This window comes from Amycolatopsis pittospori, from assembly GCF_013870525.1.
Classification (GTDB): Bacteria; Actinomycetota; Actinomycetes; order Mycobacteriales; family Pseudonocardiaceae; genus Amycolatopsis; species Amycolatopsis pittospori.
This window is the reverse complement of the sequence record NZ_JACBXD010000011.1, coordinates 24,517-41,558: the sequence shown is the minus strand read 5'-3', so window position 1 is coordinate 41,558 and position 17,042 is coordinate 24,517. Positions and strand designations below refer to the sequence as shown.

Sequence of the window (17,042 nt, the reverse complement as noted above, 5' to 3'; positions counted from 1 at the left end):
TCGTGTGCTTGGAGGCGGATCTCGCGTGCCTGGACTCCGTACACCCGAGTGCGGCATCCAGGCACGCGAGTCACGTGCTCAAGCACGCGAGTCACGCCTTACTTCACTACCCGGAGAACAAGTACGACGCCCTATCCGATGTCCTTTGTGGATATTCGGGTCCGGCGACGAGTCCGCTGCTGCCGCCGAGCCCTAGACGCCGATGGCCGACCCCGGTCCGCCGAGCCGCTGCCGCAACTCACGCTTCAGCAGCTTCCCCGAAGCGTTCTTCGGCAATTCGTCGACGAAATGCACCGACTTCGGCACCTTGTGCGCCGCGAGCGAGCCCTTGGCGAACTCGATCAGAGTCCCTTCCTCGACGGGCTCCTTCACCACGACCACCGCGGCGATCGCCTCGATCCAGCGTTCGTGCGGCAGGCCGACGACGGCGACCTCGGCGACGGCGGGATGCGCGTACAGCGCGTCCTCCACTTCGCGCGAAGCCACGAGCACGCCGCCGGTGTTGACGACGTCCTTGATCCGGTCGACGACGAACAGGTAACCCTCGTCGTCCTGGCGCACCAGGTCACCGGAGTGGAACCAGCCGCCCTCGAACGCCTCCACCGATTCCTCGGGCTTGCCCCAATAGCCGGTGCACAGTTGCGGAGAGCGGTACACGACCTCGCCGAGCTCGCCCGGCGGGAGGTCGTTCATCGCCGCGTCCACCACCCGGGTCTCGACGAACAGCACCGGGCGGCCGACGGAATCCGGCCGCGCGTCGTGTTCTTCGGGGCGCAGGACCGTCGCGAGTGGACCGATCTCCGACTGCCCGAAGCAGTTGTAGAACCCGACGCCCGGTAGCCGGGCGCGCAGCTTGTTCAGCACCGGTACGGGCATGATCGACGCGCCGTAGTACGCCTTGGTGAGGCTGCTCAGATCCGCTTCCGCGAGGCCGGGGTGGTTCGCCAGCCCCACCCAGACCGTCGGTGGGAAGAACAGCGAAGTGACGCCCTGGCGCGGGATCCGCGTGAGGATGTCGCCGAGGTCGGGTCCTTCGACGAGGTGGTTCGTCGCGCCGACGGCGAGGCCGGGCATGAGGAACACGTGCATCTGCGCGGAGTGGTACAGCGGCAGCGCGTGCAACGGCACGTCACGGTCGCTCAGGTCGAGCGCGGCGATGCAGGACGAGTACTCGTGCACCAGCGCGCGGTGGGTGAGCATCGCGCCTTTCGGCCGCGAGGTCGTCCCGGAGGTGTAGAGCAGCTGCACGAGGTCGTCGTCGGCGACACCGGATTCCTCGTGCGGGGTAATGGTTTCGTCGAGCGCCCAGTCGAGGACGTCCACAGTGGGCACATGCTCGGCCGTCACGTGGCCGGCCAGGGCGGGGTCGACGAAAGCGACCGCGGGCTCGGACTGCGTGAGCAGATAAGCGAGCTCTTCGCCCCGCGCGTTGAAGTTCACCGGCACGTGCACCAGCCCGGCTCGCGCACAACCCAGGTACAGCAACAGGTACGCGTCGGAGTTCTTGCCGAAGGCCGCGACGCGGTCGCCGTGGACGAGTCCCCGCTCAAGCAGCTTCGCCGCGACCCGGCCGGCCGCGCGGTCCAGCTCGGCGTATGTCCACACGCGATCGGCGAAGGTGAGCGCGACCCTGTCCGGGACACGCCGCGCGCTGCGCTCCAGGACGCGGCCGACGGTGCTGGGGTAGCCGGGAACGGTCATCGCGGCGGTCTCCTTCGTCCGGGCGGTGGTATTCCCACCGTACTTTCCCGGCGGCCGCCGGTAACCTCGTCCGCATGGCCAATCCCACCGGAGAGCAGTTCGAGATCACCCGCGGCAACGCGCGCGCCGTCGTCACCGAGATCGGTGCCGGGTTGCGCGCGTTCGAGGTCGGCGGGGTGCCGTACGTCGAGGCTTTCGCCGAAGACGAGAAGCCGCCGAAGGGCGCGGGGCAGGTCCTCCTGCCCTGGCCGAACCGCACCAAGGGCGGCCAATGGGTCCACCGGGGTGAGAAGCAGCAGCTCGCGATCACCGAAGAGGCGCGCGGCAACGCCATCCACGGCCTGACCCGGCACGAGGAGTGGGAGCTGCTGGAGCACGCGGAGTCGTCGATCACGCTGGCCATCGACGTCCCGGCGCAGGAGGGCTGGCCGGTGCCGCTGCGTGCGACGATCACCTACGAGATCGCGCCGCGCGAGCTGGTCGTGACGCACGAGATCCGCAACGAGGGTGAGAGCCCGATCGGCGTCGGGCTCGGAACGCATCCGTACTTCCGCATCGGCGACGTGCCGACCGACGAGCTGACCCTGACGCTGCCCGCGAGCCGCGTCCGGCCGTACCTGGGCGACGAGCAGATGCCGTACGCCGACGAGCAGGACGTCGAGGGCACCGAGTACGACTTCCGGTCCGGCAAGGTGCTGGAGGGCGTCGACCTCGACACCGCGTTCGGCGGGCTGAGCGTCGCCGAGGACGGCAACCACCACCACGTCCTCTCCCACGGGGACAAGCAACTGCTGGTCTGGGCCGGGCCGGACTTCCACTGGGCGCAGGTCTTCACGCCCGGGGATCTGGTCGGCCGCGGCCGGGCGGTGGCGATCGAGCCGATGACCTGCCCCGCCGACGCGCTCAACACCGGCACCGACCTGATCGAACTCGACCCCGCCACCTCGTGGACCGGGAGCTGGGGAATCCGGGTGCGCTGATGACGTCGCTGCTCCGGCTGGGGCCCGCGGACGCGGGGGAGATGCTCACGTTGCAGCGGGCGGCGTACGTGACCGAGGCGCAGGCCCACGGCACGCTCGAACTGCCGCCGCTGCTGGAAACCCTGGAACAGGCGAAGGGCGCGCTGGGTGACCCCGCGTGTTTCGCTTGGGGCATCAGGGAAGCCGGGCGGCTGGTGGCGAGTGTCCGGATCGTCGTGGACGGTGACGCCGGGCTCGTCGGCAGGCTCGTCGTCGCGCCGGACAGGCAGGGGCACGGGCTCGGCGGTTCGCTGCTGCTCGCCGCCGAAGCGGCGATGCCGCCGTCGGTGACGGTGTTCCGTCTGTTCACCGGCGAGCGGAGCTTCGGGCCGCTGCGGATGTATCCGAAGCTCGGCTACGTCGAAACGCGCCGGACACCCGAATTGCACTACCAGGTGGTCCACTTTGAAAAGCCCCGCGTGCGCCCGGAGGACCCAGTTCGTTAGCGTGTCAAAGTATGTCGAACAAAGCACTGGTCAAGGCCATCGTCGGTGGGTACGTCGTCCCTGTGGACGGTGAGCCGATCGACGGCGGCACGGTCCTCATCGAGAACGGGAAGATCGTCGCGGTCGGCACCGACGCCGACGTCGACGTCCCCGACGACGCCGAGCTGATCGACGCCGCGGGCACCTGGGTGCTGCCCGGGTTCATCGACGCGCACGCCCACCTCGGCGTCCACGAGGACGGTGAAGGCTGGTCGGGTAACGACACCAACGAGATGACCGACCCGAACGGCGCGCGATTCCGGGCGATCGACGGGATCGACCCGTACGAGCCCGGTTTCGACGACGCGCTCGCGGGCGGCGTCACCAGCGTCGTCATCAAACCCGGCTCCGGGAACCCCATCGGCGGGCAGACGATCGGCGTCAAGACCTGGGGCCGGACCGTGCTCGACATGATCTTCGCCGAAGAGGTCAGCGTGAAGAGCGCGCTCGGCGAGAACCCGAAGCGGGTCTACGGGGACAAGAAGCAGACGCCGTCGACCAGGCTCGGCGTCGCGTCGATCATCCGCGAGGCGTTCACCGCCGCGCGCAACTACGCCGCCCAGCGCGACCACGCCGCCGGCGAGGGCAAACCGTTCGAGGTCAACCTGACCAAGGAGACGCTGGCGAAGGTCCTCGACGGCAAGCTTTTCTGGGACCAGCACGTCCACCGCGCCGACGACATGGTCACGGCGATCCGCCTGGCGGACGAGTTCGGCTACAACCTGGTGATCAACCACGGCACCGAAGGGCATCTGATCGCGGACCTGCTCGCCGAGCGGGACGTGCCGGTGATCCTCGGCCCGCTGTTCACCACCAAGTCCAAAGTGGAACTGCGCAACCGCACCCTGCGCGCTCCCGGCATCCTCGCCAGGGCGGGCGTGCGGATCGCGATCACCACGGACCACCCCGTCGTGCCGATCAACTTCCTGGTCTACCAGGCGGCACTGTCGGTCAAGGACGGCCTGGACCCGGAGACCGCGCTGAAGGCGCTGACCGTGAATCCGGCCGCGATGCTGAACCTCGACGACCAGGTCGGCTCGCTGAAGCCGGGTCTCGACGCCGACGTCGTCCTCTGGTCGGGTGACCCGCTGGACGTGATGAACCGCGCGATGCGGGTGTTCGTGCGAGGCCGCGAGGTCTACCACTTCGACGAGGAGGCCGGGGTCGGCGTCACCGAGGAACGCCGGTACCGCGAAGCCTGATCCGGCTCTTGCCACGGACCGGTGACCTGTGCTCTCATGTGTTACACATGGGGAGGGTGTGTAACACATGAAGCGCTGGGTTTTCGTTCTGGTCGTCGGTGCCGGTTTCCTGCTCGTCACCTTGCTGTTCTCGACCGAGGATCCGAATCTGATCAAATGTGGCGGCAAGATCATGTCGCCCGGTGACGTCTGTGAGACCACGAAGAACGGCCGCACCACCGGCGAGGACACCTACGCCGAGATGAAGGCGGCCGCCGAATCGCGAGCCGCGACGTTCCGTGATCACGGCATCTGGATGGCCGGGGTCGGGGTCGCGCTGACCGGTTTGGGCGCGACGATGCTGATCCGCGGGAAACGGCGCAAGGCGACTGCCGTCGCCGCGGCCGGGCAGGACATGCGGCCGCCGTTCGCGCAGCAGCCGGGTTTCCCGCCGCAGCAAGGGAATCCGCAGCAGTACGTTCAGCAGTTCCCGCCGCAACAGCCGCAGCCGCAATCTCAGCCGCAGCTTCAGCCGCAGCCGCAGCCGCAGTCACAGCCGCAGCTTCAGCCTCAGTGGCAGGCCGGACCGCCGCAGCAGCCGTATCCGCAGCAGGGCGGGTGGCCGCAGCAGCCGCCGCAGGGTGGGTCTGCGCCGCAGCAGTTCGGTCCGCCGCCGCAGCAACAGCAACAGTTCGGCCCGCAAGGGCACTGAGCCCCGGCCGGTTCGGCCCGGATGACGTGAAAGCCACTTTCGCAACCTTGGACGTTGCGAAAGTGGCTTTCGCATCATCCGGTGAGCGCGATCAGGACAAGGCGTAGAGCGCCTCGTTGTTCTCCTCTCGGGACTCGGCGACATGACAGGACGGCGTTCCACGAGCTCGGTGAATCCGGGATCGGGCTCACCGGGCGCCGCGTGCTCCGCGACCGACTGCAGGTGACCGCCCGTGATCGTGTCAGCGCGGAGAGTCAGGACTTCCGTAGTTCCCGCGCGATCACCATGCGCTGGATCTGGTTCGTGCCTTCGAAGATCTGCGGCACCTTCGCCTCCCGCATGTACCGCTCCACCGGGAAGTCCTTCGTGTAACCCGCGCCGCCGAGGACCTGTACGGCGTCGGTGGTCACCTTCATCGCCCCGTCGGTCGCGACGAGCTTCGCGATGGACGCCTGCCGCTGGAACGGCAGGCCGCGGTCGCGGCGGCGGGCGGCGTCGAGGTACATCGCGCGCGACGATTCGACGGTCGCGGCCATGTCGGCCAGCAGGAACTCCAGGCCCTGGAACTCGATGATCGGCCGCCCGAACTGCGTACGGCCCTTCGCGTATTCGAGTGCTTCGTCCAGCGCGGCCTGCGCGAGTCCGACGGCGCAAGCGGCGATGCCGAGCCGCCCGGAGCTGAGGGACGACAGCGCGATCTTGAGGCCCTGGCCCTCTTCGCCGATCCGCCGGTCGGTGTCGACGGCGGCGTTCTCGAACATCAGCTGGGCGGTGGTCGAACCGGTGAGGCCCATTTTCCGCTCGGGCGGCGCGGCCAGGAGGCCCGGCGTCGCGCCGTCGACGAGCAGGCACGAGATGCCGTGTCCGCCGTCGTCGCTGGTGCGCACCATGGTCGTGTAGAAGTCGGCTTCACCCGCGTGGGTGATCCAGGCCTTCGTGCCGTTCACGACGTACTGGTCGCCGTCGAGCCGCGCGCGGGTCGAAAGGGCCGCGGCGTCGGAGCCGGCGTGGGTTTCCGAAAGCGCGTACGCGCCCAGCAGGTCGCCCTCCAGCATCCCGGGCAGCCAGCGGTCCCGTTGCGTGTCGGTGCCGTAGTGCGCCAGGGCGAAGCAGGACATCGTGTGCACCGAAAGGCCGACGCCGACCGACATCCACGCGGCCGCGATCTCTTCGAGGACCTGCAGGTAGACCTCGTACGGCAGTTCGCCGCCACCCCACCGCTCGGCGTACGGCAGGCCGAGCAGCCCGGCCTGCCCGAGCAGCCGGAACTGCTCACGCGGGAACTGCGCGGTCTCTTCGTACTTGCTCGCGATCGGCGAGAGTTCCTCACGCGCGATCTCCTTGGCCAGGTCGATCAGGTCCTGGGCCTCGGTGGTGGGCAGCAGACGTTCGGCCGGCATGGACTCCTCCGAGCTGAGCTGTACTCAAAACAGTACTGTGGGCTCATTGAGAGTACAGTAAGACTGTCTGGGGGTACACCGTCCGCGTAAGGGATAGTGATCCGATGACCGAGAGCAGGACCCGTCGTCAGCCGACAGCGCGGCAACGCGCGTTGCTCTCGGAACTCGAAGCGCTCTTCCTCGCCGAAGGGTTTTCGCAGTTCACGCTGGACGACCTCGCCGCCAGGCTGCGCTGCTCGAAGTCGACGCTCTACGCGCTCGCGCCCAGCAAGGAGCAACTCGCGGTCAAGGTCGTCACCCACTTCTTCAAGGGCGCGGCCGAACTGCTGGAGGAGCGGATCGCCGGGATCGACGACGCCCGCAAGATCCTCGGCGAGTACCTCGCCGGCATCTCCGAATACCTGAATCGCGCCTCGGCCGCGTTCATGACCGACATCGCCGAATTCGCGCCGGCGCGCGACGCGTATCAGCTCAACAGCCGGGCGGCGGCCGCCCGGATCCGGTCGTTCATCGATCACGGTGTCACCGACGGTGTCTTTCGCGAGGTGCACGCGCGGCTGATCGCGGAAATGGCGGGATTGATCATCGAGGGAATCCAGACCGGTGTGGTCGGCCAGCGCACCGGGGTGACCGACGCCGAAGCCTTCACCGCGCTTTCGGAGCTTCTCCTCGGAGGCCTCGCGCCGAAAATGTCTTGAAATGACAATTCTGGTGGTGGAACGACCCCCTCGGCTAGCATCGCGCCCGTGATCGTCGTAGGTGGAGAGGCGCTGGTCGACCTCGTTCCCGGTGAACCATTGGATTCCACTGTGGACGGTGGGCTGCGCGCCCTGCTGCCCCGAATGGGTGGTGGTCCCTACAACGTCGCGCTCGCAGCCGGGCGGCTCGGCGTCCCGACGGGCTTCTTCTCGCGTGTCTCCGAAGACCGTTTCGGTGTCGCGCTGGTGGACCGGCTGCACGCCTCCGGAGTCGACACGGCCTTGCTGCAGCGGGGAAACGAGCCGACGACGCTGGCCGTGGTCGCGCTCGACGAAAAGGGTTCCGCGCGGTACACCTTCTACACCGAGGGCACCGCGGACAGGCTCGTCGCCGATCCCGGTCCGCTGCCGGACGCTGTGACGGCGCTCTCGCTCGGCACCCTCGGCATGGTCCTGGAACCGGGTGCGAGCACGTACGAAACCGTGTTGCGCCGTGAATCCGCGCGAGGCGTCCTGACCGTCCTCGACCCGAACATCCGTGAGGCGTTGATCACCGACCCGGCGGCGTACCGGGCTCGGTTCGAGTCCTGGCTGCCGCATATCCGGCTGCTCAAGATCTCCGACGATGACACGGAATGGCTCGCCGAGGGCGCCGATCCGGTCGACGCCGCAAAGGTCTGGACCTCTAACGGGGTCGATGCCGTGGTGCTCACGCGAGGCGCACAGGGGTTGTCCGTCATCACACAGGCGGGGGAAATCGCCCAGGTCCCGTCACGCCGAGTCGCCGTCGTCGACACGATCGGTGCGGGTGACACCGTGCAAGGCGCTTTGCTCGCGTGGCTGTACTCGAATCAGGTGCGCGACTTGTCCACTCTCGACGCCGATGGCTGGCGTTCGGCGCTCGAATTCGCGGCGAAAGCGGCGTCGATCACCGTCTCGCGGAGTGGGGCGGAACCGCCGACGGCCGAAGATATGGCATCCGCCGTGTGAACCTGGTCCCAAAGGGGCTGTTGTGAGCAACTCACCCGCTGCGCGTTGACCCCCTTCTCGACTAGCGTGGTGGGGAATTCATACCCCAGCGGGGCGGTGTGCAGCGAGGCCGTGGGTCACGCGCGTGAAAGAGGGCGTACCTGTGGAACCTACAGGCGCCGCCGGCCCGTGCTGAACGTGAGAGGGACTTACATGTCCGACGCGACGACGGCTGCGGGGCAGTCCGGCGAAACCGCGACGCTGCGCCTGCCCAATGGCGAGCACGAGTTCAAGGTGATCCACCCGGTCGAGGGTGCGCCTGGGATCGAGCTGGGGAAGCTGCTGGCGACGACCGGGTACATCACCCACGACCCCGGGTTCGTGAACACCGGCGCCGCGTCCTCGGCCATCACCTACATCGACGGTGACGCCGGCATCCTGCGCTACCGCGGGTACCCGATCGAGCAGCTGGCCGAGAAGTCGACCTTCATCGAGGTCTCCTACCTGCTCATCTACGGCGAGCTGCCGACCGAGACGCAGCTGTCGGAGTTCACCGAGAAGATCCAGCGCCACACCCTGCTGCACGAAGACCTCAAGGCCTTCTTCAGCGGCTTCCCGCGCGACGCGCACCCGATGCCGGTGCTGTCCAGCGCGGTATCGGCGCTGTCGACCTTCTACCAGGACTCGCTCAACCCGTTCGACGAGCCGAACGTGGAGCTGTCCACCATCCGCCTGCTGGCCAAGGTCCCGACCCTGGCCGCGTACGCCTACAAGAAGTCCGTCGGCCAGCCGCTGCTGTACCCGGACAACTCGCTCGGCCTGGTCGAGAACTTCCTCCGGATGACCTTCGGCTTCCCGGCCGAGCCCTACGAGGTCGACCCGGACGTCGCCAAGGCGCTCGACCTGCTGTTCATCCTGCACGCCGACCACGAGCAGAACTGCTCGACCTCGACCGTGCGCCTGGTCGGTTCCTCCGAGGCGAACCTGTTCGCCTCCATCTCGGCCGGTATCAACGCGCTCTTCGGCCCGCTGCACGGTGGCGCCAACAGCGCGGTGCTGGACATGCTCGAGGGCATCCAGGCCGAGGGCGGCGACGTCGCGAACTTCGTCACCCGCGTGAAGAACAAGGAAAAGGGTGTCCGCCTGATGGGCTTCGGGCACCGGGTCTACAAGAACTACGACCCGCGCGCGAAGATCATCAAGAACACCGCGGACGACATCCTCTCGAAGCTCAAGGGCGGCGACCAGCTGCTCGACATCGCGAAGAAGCTGGAAGAGACCGCGCTCTCGGACGACTACTTCATCGAGCGGAAGCTGTACCCGAACGTCGACTTCTACACCGGTCTCATCTACCGGGCGCTCGGCTTCCCGACCAAGTACTTCACCGTGCTGTTCGCGCTCGGCCGTCTGCCGGGCTGGATCGCGCACTGGCGCGAGATGATCCAGGACCCGGCCACCAAGATCGGCCGCCCGCGGCAGATCTACACCGGCTCCGCCGAGCGGGACTACGCGCCGATCTCGGAGCGCTGACCCCGCCTCTCGTAAGCGCTATGAACGGCTCGTTACTTGCAAATTTTGCAAGTAACGAGCCGTTCATGGCATCCGGGCGTGCGAGGACCGGAGTGCGCCCTTAGGGTTTCCGGAGTGACCCGAGAAGCCCCCGTAGTGCTGTGGTTCCGCCGTGACCTCCGGCTGGGTGACCACGCCGCCCTGCTGGAGGCGTCGAAGCACAGCAAGCACGTCCTGGCGCTGTACGTCCTCGACGACGCGCTCCTGAAGCCGTCGGGCGCGCCGCGCGTCGCGTTCCTGCACGGTTGCCTGAAGGCGCTGGACGACCAGCTCGGCGGACGCCTGATGCTGGTCAAGGGCGACCCGGTCGAGGAGGTCGTCAAGGCCGCCCGGAAGATCGGTGCCGCCGCGGTGCACGTCAGCGCGGACACCGGGCCGTACGGCCGCCGCCGTGACGCCGAGGTCGCGAAAGCGTTGGCGGAGCACGACATCGCGTGGGTCGAGACGGGTTCCTCGTATGCCATCACGCCCGGCCGGATCACCAAACCGGACGGCGACCCGTATCGCGTCTTCACCCCGTTCTATCGCGCTTGGGCGCGGCACGGCTGGCCTCGGCCTGCGGACACCGGGAAGTCCATAGTGGACTGGGTTGAGCCGCCGCGATCGGTGAAGCTCCCGAAATCCCCTTCTCTCAAGGGAATGGAGTTGCCGGAGCCCGGCGAGGAGGCGGCGCTGGAACGCTGGCGCGAGTTTCTCGACGACGGGATCGAGACCTACGACGAGGATCGTGATCGCCCGGATCGTCCCGGTACGACAAGGCTTTCACCGTATCTGCGCTGGGGTTGCGTGCACCCGCGCACGTTGCTGGCCGACATCGCCGGGAACGAGGGAGTGGGCGCGAAGTCGTTGCGCGGCGAGTTCGCGTGGCGCGAGTTCCACGCCGACGTGCTGTGGCACCGCCCCGAAACCGCGCGGAAGAACTACGATTCCCGCTTCGACAAGATGGAGCACGAGACCGACGACGAGGCCTTCGAGCGGTGGTGCGAGGGCCGCACCGGGTTCCCGATCGTCGACGCCGGGATGCGGCAGTTGCTCGCCGAAGGCTGGATGCACAACCGCGTCCGGATGATCGTGGCGAGCTTCCTGGTGAAGGATCTGCACCTGCCGTGGTGGCTGGGCGCGCGGCATTTCATGAAGCATCTGGTCGACGGCGATCTCGCGTCGAACCAGCTGAACTGGCAGTGGGTCGCCGGTAGTGGCACCGACGCAGCGCCGTACTTCCGCATCTTCAACCCGACCACACAGGGTGAGAAGTTCGACCCCTCCGGCGAGTACGTCCGGCGCTATGTCCCCGAGCTCCGCTCCGTGCAAGGGAAAGCCGCGCACAAACCGACGGATGTGCGCGGCTATCCCTCGCCGATGGTCGATCACGCCCACGAACGCCAGGTCGCACTGGAGCGTTACGGCGCCATCAAATGACGGTCAGCCTCGCAGGGCCTCGCTCAGCTTGATCCGGCTGCCGACCCGCAGGACGCTGTTCTGGTAGATCCGAGCGCCCAGCCAGGTGAACAGGACGATGGCGCCCGCCGTCAGGCCCAGTGACAACGCGATCTCCCAGACCTCGGCCGAGCCCGACGCGATCCGGGCGGGCATCAGCACCGGGGAAAGCAGCGGCACCAGCGAGAGGATCTTCGTGCCCGTGCCGTCCGGAGCCTGTGCCAGCAGGTTGAAGCCGACCACGAACCCGAGGATCAGCACGATGTTGACCGGGCCGATCACCGACTGCGTGTCCTCCTGGCGGGAGACCAGCGAACCCATCGCGCCGTAGATGGTGGCGTACAACAGGAAGCCGAGCAGATACCAGACGACGCCCCACAGCAGCGCGCTCGTCGCGACCCCGGACAGCGTCAGCACGTCGGTCGCCGACGCGACGATCAACCCGGCGCCGCCGATGATCACCAGCTGGGTCAGGCCGACCAGGCCGAGCCCGATCACCTTGCCCAGCAACAGATGCCACGGCCGGACGGTGGACAGCAGGATCTCGACGACGCGGCTGGACTTCTCCTCGACGACGCCTTGGGCCACCAGCGTCCCGTAGGTCACGATGCTCATGTACAGCAGCACGGCGACGATCAGCCCGATCACCATCCGCTGGGCCTTCTCCGGATCCGGCGGTTTGATCGAGTCGACCTCGACCTGGGTTTCGGCCACCGCGCGCAGCACCTGGTCCGGGTTCTCCACGGCTTCGGAAAGCTTGCCGTTCAGCACTTCCTGCTGTGAGACGCCGGTCAGCAGCGAGCGCAGTCTGGTGTCCAATTCGGACTTGACGAGCACCTTCAACTCGGTGGCGTTGCCGGAAAGCAACGCGTCGAGGTCGCCGCTTTCGACCTGGGACCGGCCTTGGGCCGGATCCGCGATCGTGACGGTCTCGATGTTCTCGCCGATCTCCGCGCCCGCCGTCTTGAGCTGCTGCGCGATCCCGGCGGTCTGCCCGGTGAGCCCGATCTTGCTCTTGTCCTCGGCGCTGATCAGCGTCGACTGCAGCAGGACGTAGCCCATCAGGATGAGCAGCAGGACAGCGGTACCGATCACGAACGAACGGGTGCGCAGGCGCGTGTTCAGCTCACGCCTGGCGATGAGCCAGACCGCGCGCCATGGTGAGACGGTGTTCATGCGGGAACTCCAGGCTTCTCGGCGACGGCGTCGCGGAACAGTTCGGTCAGCGAACGCCTGCGCTTGGTGAACTCGGTGACCGGGCCGGTCGCCAGTGCCGCGGCGAGCACGGCCTGGTCGTCGGCGTGGGCTTCGAGTTCGAGGATCGTCGTCGGCCCGTTCTGCTCGACCACCCGCACGCCGGGGACGGCCGCCGCCCAGCCGGGTGCCGCGTTCGGCGCGGTGACGACGAGACCGTTGCCCGCACCGGCGGTCAGCTCGCCGACGGTGCCGGAAGCGACCATCTGTCCGTTCCGGATGATGCCGACGCGGTCGCACAGCCGCTCGACCAGATCCAGCTGGTGACTGGAGAACACCACCGGGACGCCGGTCGCGGCCTTCTCGCGCAGCACGCCGCTCATGACGTCGACGGCCAGCGGGTCGAGGCCGGAGAACGGTTCGTCCAGCACCAGGACCTTCGGGTCGTGGACCAAGGCCGCCGCGAGCTGGACGCGCTGCTGGTTGCCCAGGCTCAGTTTCTGGACCTCGTCCTTGCGGCGCTCCGCGAGACCGAGCCGGGAGATCCAGTTCTCCGCGCTGCGGTGGGCGTCGTTGGCGGACATCCCGTGCAGTTCGGCGAGGTAGACCAGCTGCTCCAGCACCTTCATCTTCGGGTACAGGCCGCGTTCCTCCGGCATGTACCCGATATGCGTGCGGGTCTCGTGCGTGATCGGCGCGCCGCCGAACCGCACCTCCCCGGAGTCGGCCGCCAGCACCCCCAGGATGATCCGCATCGTGGTGGTCTTGCCGGCGCCGTTGCTCCCGACGAACCCGTACAGCTCACCCGGCCGCACGTCGAAGGTGACGCCGTCGAGTGCCTTCTTCTGCCCGTAGCTCTTGGAGACCCGATCGATCTCCAGTTTCCCCTCGGTCATTTCCACTTCCCCTCCTCGAAATACCGCACCAGCGCCGTGATTCCCCGATGGACGCCGGAAACCGTGCGGTTGCGCTGGATCAGCCCGTCCAGCTTCACGTTGCCGACCACCGAGGTGGCCCGGTACACCAGGACGGCCCGTCCCGCGCCGGCGAGCACCCCACCCGCCACCAGCACGACGGCGACCACCCCGATGGACACCTTGTAGCGCTTTTTGCCCCCGGTCATCCCGGAGCCACCTCCTCGTCGAAGTCTTCCGGATCGTCGTCCGGCAGCTTCCAGGCGAGCCAGAGCGCCGGCAGCGACGTACCCAGGACGAACAACGCCGCTGTCATCGAAGAAAGCAGAGAGCCGGGATCCGGCTGCCCGGCCGCGTAGAGCCCGTATGCGAGATCCACCAGCATCAGCACGCAGATCCCTTGGAAGGCCGCGTAGTGCGCGCGGTTACGCAGAAGCAGCTCGCGCTCGTCGAGGTCCTTCGCCGCGGAACCGGGTCTGCCGACCGAACGGCGCAGCACGGCCGCCGTGCCGACGCACAGGCACAGCCCGGGGATCATCAGGCCGACGGCGAACCACAGGGTCGGCTCGCGCAGTAGCGCGGCCCCGGCGATGACCACGAGGTGGCCGATCACCGCGGCGACGGCGTACCGGCGGCGGTCGGCGCGGGTCCTGGTGACGGTCATACCGGGCTCACCCCCTCGTAGTCTTCGGGATCGTCGTCCGGCAGCGTCCAGCCGAGGATCGTCGCCGCCGAGGTGGTCCCGGCGAGCAGTAGCGCGGTCAGCATCAGGGCGATGCGGAAACCCGCGTCCTCCGTATTCGAGATGATGATCGAGTAGACCATCCCGACCATCATCAGGCCGACCAGGATCTGGTAGCTGACGTAGGTGACCCGGTGGCGCATTTCCCGTTCGCGTTCGTCGAGCCGAAGCGAGAAGCCGCCGCTCATCTTGCCGGTGAGGATGCGCAGCAACCAGTGGGCGGTCCCGGTGATCAGGGCGCCGCCGAACCAGAGCCCGAAGAAGACCGGCCCCTGCCGCGTGACGAACAGCGCGGCACCGACGAGCAGCATCGAGTTCCCGAGGATCACGAGTACGGCCAGCTGACGGCGACGGCGTCGCGTGCGCCAGGTCGGCAGCTTCCGGGCCCGTTTGAGTTCCACTTCTTCGAACCGTTCCAGCTGTCGTTCCCAGCGGGAGGCCAGCCATCCCTGTTTCCCGTTCATGCTCCCCCCTCCCGGTAGACCTGAGTGGACAGTGGCGTGAACGGTTCGCGGCTGAACACGGCCTCGACCGGGAGGTCGAACACCGCGCAGATGCGGAACGCCAGGTCGAGGCTCGGGTAGTGGTCCCCCCGTTCGAGCGCACCGATGGTCTGCGGGTTGACCTCGACCGCCGCCGCGAGGGCGGCCCTGCTCAGTCCGCGCTCCGCCCGGAGCACGGGAAGCCGGTTGTAGATCGGCAGCTCTTTGCCGCGTCTGACCGGACTCATGAAACATACTGTTGCAAAAACCCAACGGTTCGTCAACTCGATGACGCGTTACGTCGCGTTTAGTCCTCTGGGTGCGGTAGTTGGCAACACGAACTACCGCATCCAGAGGACTAAACGCGGGCGAGGGGTCAGGAGAGGCCGGCGAGCGACTTGTCGACGAGTTCCTGGACGCGGGGGCGGGCGGCCTCGGCCTCGGGGGCGACCAGGCTCAGGCGGGTGCGGCGCTCCAGGACGTCCTCGACGTCGAGGGCGCCCTCGTGCCGGACGGCCCAGACGACCTCGGCCGCGCTGATCTCGGTCCCGCCGAACAGCGGCAGGCCCAGTTCCGGGTCGACCTCGCCGAGTGCGGCGATCCTGGGTGCCTCGGTGCCGTACTTCGCGACGAGCCGGGCGGGTGCGTCCACAGTGGACAAGCGAACGCGGGGTGCCGCGCCCAGTAAGGGAAGCCGCGACGTCGTCGAGGGGCCGGCATTCAGGCCGGACTGCTTCAGCGCCGCGTCGACGGCGTCCTCGGCCATCTTCCGGTACGTCGTCAGCTTGCCGCCGACGATGGTGAGCACGCCGTTCCCGCCGGTCACCACCGCGTGTTTGCGGGAGAGATCCGCGCTGCGCCCGCCGTCACCCTCGACCAGGGGTCGCAGCCCGGCGTACGAACCGGCGACGTCGGCGCGGGTCAGCGGGCGGGTGAACGCCGTCGACGCCACTTCGAGCAGGAAGTCCACATCGGACTCCGGCACCGTCGGCACGCGCGGGACCGGGCCGTCGGTCGGTTCGTCGGTGACGCCGACGAACACGCGGCCGTCCGGTTGCGGCAGCAGGAAGACGAACCGGTTGTTCTCACCGGGGACGGGCACGTTGACCGACGTCGCGCCGATCTGCGCGGCCCCGGAAGCGAGGACGAGATGGGAGCCGCGGGACGGCCGCAGTCGTACGGATTCCGCCAGTTCGCCCGCCCAGACGCCGGTCGCGTTGATCACCTGCGCGGCCTGGATCTCCACTTCCCGCCCGGTCAGGCGGTCGCGCGCGAGCACGGCACCCGCGTCGAGCCGCAGCGCTTCGACCCTGGTGAGGATCTTCGCGCCGCGCGCCGCCGCCGTGCGCGCCAGGCTCACCACGAGCCGGGCGTCGTCGGTCAGCGCGCCGTCGTAGGCCAGCAGTGCGCCGCGCAGGCCTTGTGGGGTCAGGCCGGGGGCGAGCGCGAGCGCCTCCGCGACCGGGATCGACCGCGGCCGGGGCAGCACGGACGCGGGAGTGCCGGCGGCGCGACGGAGACCGTCACCCGCCACCAGCCCGGTCATGATGAAGGCCTGCTGGCCGCGGGAGGTCCGGCGGTACATGGGGAACAGCTGGGGGATCGCGCGGGTGAGATGCGGCGCCGTACGCGTCATCAGGATCCCGCGTTCGACGGCGCTCTCGTGCGCCAGCGCCAGATCGCCCTTGGCGAGGTAGCGGAGTCCGCCGTGGACCAGCTTGCTCGACCAGCGCGAGGTCCCGTACGCCAGGTCGTAAGCCTCGATCAGGGCCACCGAGAGCCCGCGCGCGGCCGCGTCCAGCGCGATCCCCGCGCCGGTGACGCCGCCACCGACCACCGCCAGATCGACCCGCTCACCACCGGCCAGTGCCGCGAGCTCCCGCTCACGGCGCAGGGCGTTGAGCGAGCCCGGCGTCACGGGCGCAACGCCGCGTCGAGTACGTGGGTGAACTCCGCCATCAGGTGTTCTTCGTTCACATCCGCGGTGGCGGGACGCAGGGAGAACGCGAAGGACTGGATCAGCAGCAGCAGGGTGCGCGCCTGCGCGGGCAGGTCGCCCTCGCGGATCGAGCCGTCCTCGTGGCCGCCCTTCAGCAGGTGCAGGATCACACCCTCGGCGAAGCGCTGGGTCTTGCCGAGCCGTTCGACGATGTAGGGCAGGACGAGTTCGGGGTCGAGGTCCAGCAGCGTGCGGAACAGCGGGTCGTTCGACAGCGCGGAGACCGCAGCGGCGGAGGCCTTCACGAGCCGCTCGCGGTGGGTGGCCGGTTCGTCGCCCGGTTCGGCGGCGCCCTGGAGCAGGCCGCCGAACTCGCGGGTCATGAGGGTCGCGAGCACACTGCGCACGTCCGGGAACCGCCGGTAGACGGTCATCCGGCTGACCTTCGCGGTCCGGGCTATCTCCGCGAGCGTGGTCCGCCTCACGCCGACGGCGAGAACGCACTTCTTCGCCGCGTCGAGCAGAACGTCGTCGGACACGCGCGTGGAGGCCTGGCGGGATCGGGTGTCCGCCAGTGCCGAAGCGCCTGTTTCCGCAGGT

General features: G+C 68.4%; 18 protein-coding genes. 8 read left to right on the top strand and 10 right to left on the bottom strand.

Translation table 11 applies throughout. The features are described 5' to 3' along the window. Positions 1-192 precede the first annotated feature (192 nt). The gene (locus H5J31_RS08615) at positions 193-1,701 is read right to left on the bottom strand and encodes a fatty acyl-CoA synthetase (protein ID WP_181771943.1); all 1,509 of its coding nucleotides are present in this window, start codon (positions 1,699-1,701) and stop codon (positions 193-195) included. 74 nt (positions 1,702-1,775) lie between these two features. Here H5J31_RS08615 and H5J31_RS08610 point away from each other — a divergent pair, with 74 nt between their 5' ends. From H5J31_RS08610 to H5J31_RS08595, 4 genes are all read left to right on the top strand, one after another. Beyond that, entirely contained in the window at positions 1,776-2,681 is a 906-nt protein-coding gene (locus H5J31_RS08610) for an aldose 1-epimerase family protein (RefSeq protein ID WP_181771942.1), read from the top strand. Further along, positions 2,681-3,166, top strand: a complete 486-nt coding sequence (locus H5J31_RS08605) for a GNAT family N-acetyltransferase (protein WP_181771941.1) — start codon at positions 2,681-2,683, stop codon at positions 3,164-3,166. The genes H5J31_RS08610 and H5J31_RS08605 overlap by 1 nt, the downstream gene beginning before the upstream one ends. Positions 3,167-3,177: 11 nt before the next feature. Further along, positions 3,178-4,407, top strand: coding sequence for an amidohydrolase (locus tag H5J31_RS08600; protein ID WP_181771940.1), 1,230 nt, complete (start codon positions 3,178-3,180; stop codon positions 4,405-4,407). Positions 4,408-4,474: 67 nt separating this feature from the next. After that, the gene (locus H5J31_RS08595; RefSeq protein WP_181771939.1) at positions 4,475-5,098 is read left to right on the top strand and encodes a hypothetical protein; all 624 of its coding nucleotides are present in this window, start codon (positions 4,475-4,477) and stop codon (positions 5,096-5,098) included. Positions 5,099-5,352: 254 nt separating this feature from the next. Here H5J31_RS08595 and H5J31_RS08590 read toward each other — a convergent pair whose 3' ends face one another. Then, positions 5,353-6,498, bottom strand: coding sequence for an acyl-CoA dehydrogenase family protein (locus tag H5J31_RS08590; RefSeq protein WP_181771938.1), 1,146 nt, complete (start codon positions 6,496-6,498; stop codon positions 5,353-5,355). 104 nt (positions 6,499-6,602) lie between these two features. Between H5J31_RS08590 and H5J31_RS08585 the strand changes: the two genes are divergently transcribed. The 4 genes from H5J31_RS08585 (at position 6,603) to H5J31_RS08570 (ending at position 11,153) form a co-directional block, all read left to right on the top strand. Then, entirely contained in the window at positions 6,603-7,196 is a 594-nt protein-coding gene (locus tag H5J31_RS08585) for a TetR/AcrR family transcriptional regulator (RefSeq protein ID WP_181771937.1), read from the top strand. 48 nt (positions 7,197-7,244) lie between these two features. After that, complete coding sequence (locus tag H5J31_RS08580) at positions 7,245-8,186, top strand: carbohydrate kinase family protein (protein ID WP_181771936.1); 942 nt, start codon at positions 7,245-7,247, stop codon at positions 8,184-8,186. A gap of 192 nt (positions 8,187-8,378) precedes the next feature. Next, positions 8,379-9,695: a citrate synthase gene (locus H5J31_RS08575; RefSeq protein ID WP_181771935.1), complete on the top strand. Its 1,317-nt coding sequence runs from the start codon at positions 8,379-8,381 to the stop codon at positions 9,693-9,695. A 114-nt stretch (positions 9,696-9,809) separates the two neighbouring features. Then, on the top strand, positions 9,810-11,153 hold the full coding sequence (locus tag H5J31_RS08570; protein WP_181771934.1) for a cryptochrome/photolyase family protein: 1,344 nt from the start codon (positions 9,810-9,812) through the stop codon (positions 11,151-11,153). Positions 11,154-11,156: 3 nt separating this feature from the next. On the opposite strand, the gene H5J31_RS08565 is transcribed toward H5J31_RS08570, so the two are convergent. The 8 genes from H5J31_RS08565 to H5J31_RS08530 form a co-directional block, all read right to left on the bottom strand. After that, positions 11,157-12,347 (bottom strand): ABC transporter permease, encoded by a 1,191-nt coding sequence (locus H5J31_RS08565; RefSeq protein ID WP_181771933.1) that lies wholly within the window; start codon positions 12,345-12,347, stop codon positions 11,157-11,159. Next, positions 12,344-13,261 (bottom strand): ABC transporter ATP-binding protein, encoded by a 918-nt coding sequence (locus H5J31_RS08560; RefSeq protein WP_181772032.1) that lies wholly within the window; start codon positions 13,259-13,261, stop codon positions 12,344-12,346. The genes H5J31_RS08565 and H5J31_RS08560 overlap by 4 nt, the downstream gene beginning before the upstream one ends. Next, positions 13,258-13,488 (bottom strand): hypothetical protein, encoded by a 231-nt coding sequence (locus H5J31_RS08555; protein ID WP_181771932.1) that lies wholly within the window; start codon positions 13,486-13,488, stop codon positions 13,258-13,260. The genes H5J31_RS08560 and H5J31_RS08555 overlap by 4 nt, the downstream gene beginning before the upstream one ends. Next, a complete protein-coding gene (locus tag H5J31_RS08550) occupies positions 13,485-13,943 on the bottom strand; it encodes a hypothetical protein (RefSeq protein ID WP_181771931.1) in 459 nt (152 codons plus the stop codon). Before H5J31_RS08550 ends, H5J31_RS08555 begins: the two co-directional genes overlap by 4 nt. Beyond that, positions 13,940-14,485 carry a hypothetical protein gene (locus H5J31_RS08545; RefSeq protein ID WP_181771930.1) on the bottom strand — a complete coding sequence of 182 codons (546 nt, stop codon included), beginning with the start codon at positions 14,483-14,485 and terminating at the stop codon, positions 13,940-13,942. The genes H5J31_RS08550 and H5J31_RS08545 overlap by 4 nt, the downstream gene beginning before the upstream one ends. Beyond that, a complete protein-coding gene (locus tag H5J31_RS08540; RefSeq protein ID WP_126730549.1) occupies positions 14,482-14,751 on the bottom strand; it encodes a helix-turn-helix transcriptional regulator in 270 nt (89 codons plus the stop codon). Before H5J31_RS08540 ends, H5J31_RS08545 begins: the two co-directional genes overlap by 4 nt. A gap of 128 nt (positions 14,752-14,879) precedes the next feature. Beyond that, positions 14,880-16,421, bottom strand: a complete 1,542-nt coding sequence (locus H5J31_RS08535; RefSeq protein WP_181771929.1) for a glycerol-3-phosphate dehydrogenase/oxidase — start codon at positions 16,419-16,421, stop codon at positions 14,880-14,882. Further along, positions 16,418-16,981 carry a TetR/AcrR family transcriptional regulator gene (locus tag H5J31_RS08530; protein ID WP_181771928.1) on the bottom strand — a complete coding sequence of 188 codons (564 nt, stop codon included), beginning with the start codon at positions 16,979-16,981 and terminating at the stop codon, positions 16,418-16,420. Before H5J31_RS08530 ends, H5J31_RS08535 begins: the two co-directional genes overlap by 4 nt. Positions 16,982-17,042 lie beyond the last annotated feature (61 nt).

Coding starts and splice junctions, on each gene's coding strand:
- H5J31_RS08615 (WP_181771943.1), bottom strand. CDS start 1,701: ATGACCGTTCCCGGCTACCCCAGCACCGTCGGCCGCGTCCTGGAGCGC.
- H5J31_RS08610 (WP_181771942.1), top strand. CDS start 1,776: ATGGCCAATCCCACCGGAGAGCAGTTCGAGATCACCCGCGGCAACGCG.
- H5J31_RS08605 (WP_181771941.1), top strand. CDS start 2,681: ATGACGTCGCTGCTCCGGCTGGGGCCCGCGGACGCGGGGGAGATGCTC.
- H5J31_RS08600 (WP_181771940.1), top strand. CDS start 3,178: ATGTCGAACAAAGCACTGGTCAAGGCCATCGTCGGTGGGTACGTCGTC.
- H5J31_RS08595 (WP_181771939.1), top strand. CDS start 4,475: ATGAAGCGCTGGGTTTTCGTTCTGGTCGTCGGTGCCGGTTTCCTGCTC.
- H5J31_RS08590 (WP_181771938.1), bottom strand. CDS start 6,498: ATGCCGGCCGAACGTCTGCTGCCCACCACCGAGGCCCAGGACCTGATC.
- H5J31_RS08585 (WP_181771937.1), top strand. CDS start 6,603: ATGACCGAGAGCAGGACCCGTCGTCAGCCGACAGCGCGGCAACGCGCG.
- H5J31_RS08575 (WP_181771935.1), top strand. CDS start 8,379: ATGTCCGACGCGACGACGGCTGCGGGGCAGTCCGGCGAAACCGCGACG.
- H5J31_RS08565 (WP_181771933.1), bottom strand. CDS start 12,347: ATGAACACCGTCTCACCATGGCGCGCGGTCTGGCTCATCGCCAGGCGT.
- H5J31_RS08560 (WP_181772032.1), bottom strand. CDS start 13,261: ATGACCGAGGGGAAACTGGAGATCGATCGGGTCTCCAAGAGCTACGGG.
- H5J31_RS08555 (WP_181771932.1), bottom strand. CDS start 13,488: ATGACCGGGGGCAAAAAGCGCTACAAGGTGTCCATCGGGGTGGTCGCC.
- H5J31_RS08550 (WP_181771931.1), bottom strand. CDS start 13,943: ATGACCGTCACCAGGACCCGCGCCGACCGCCGCCGGTACGCCGTCGCC.
- H5J31_RS08545 (WP_181771930.1), bottom strand. CDS start 14,485: ATGAACGGGAAACAGGGATGGCTGGCCTCCCGCTGGGAACGACAGCTG.
- H5J31_RS08540 (WP_126730549.1), bottom strand. CDS start 14,751: ATGAGTCCGGTCAGACGCGGCAAAGAGCTGCCGATCTACAACCGGCTT.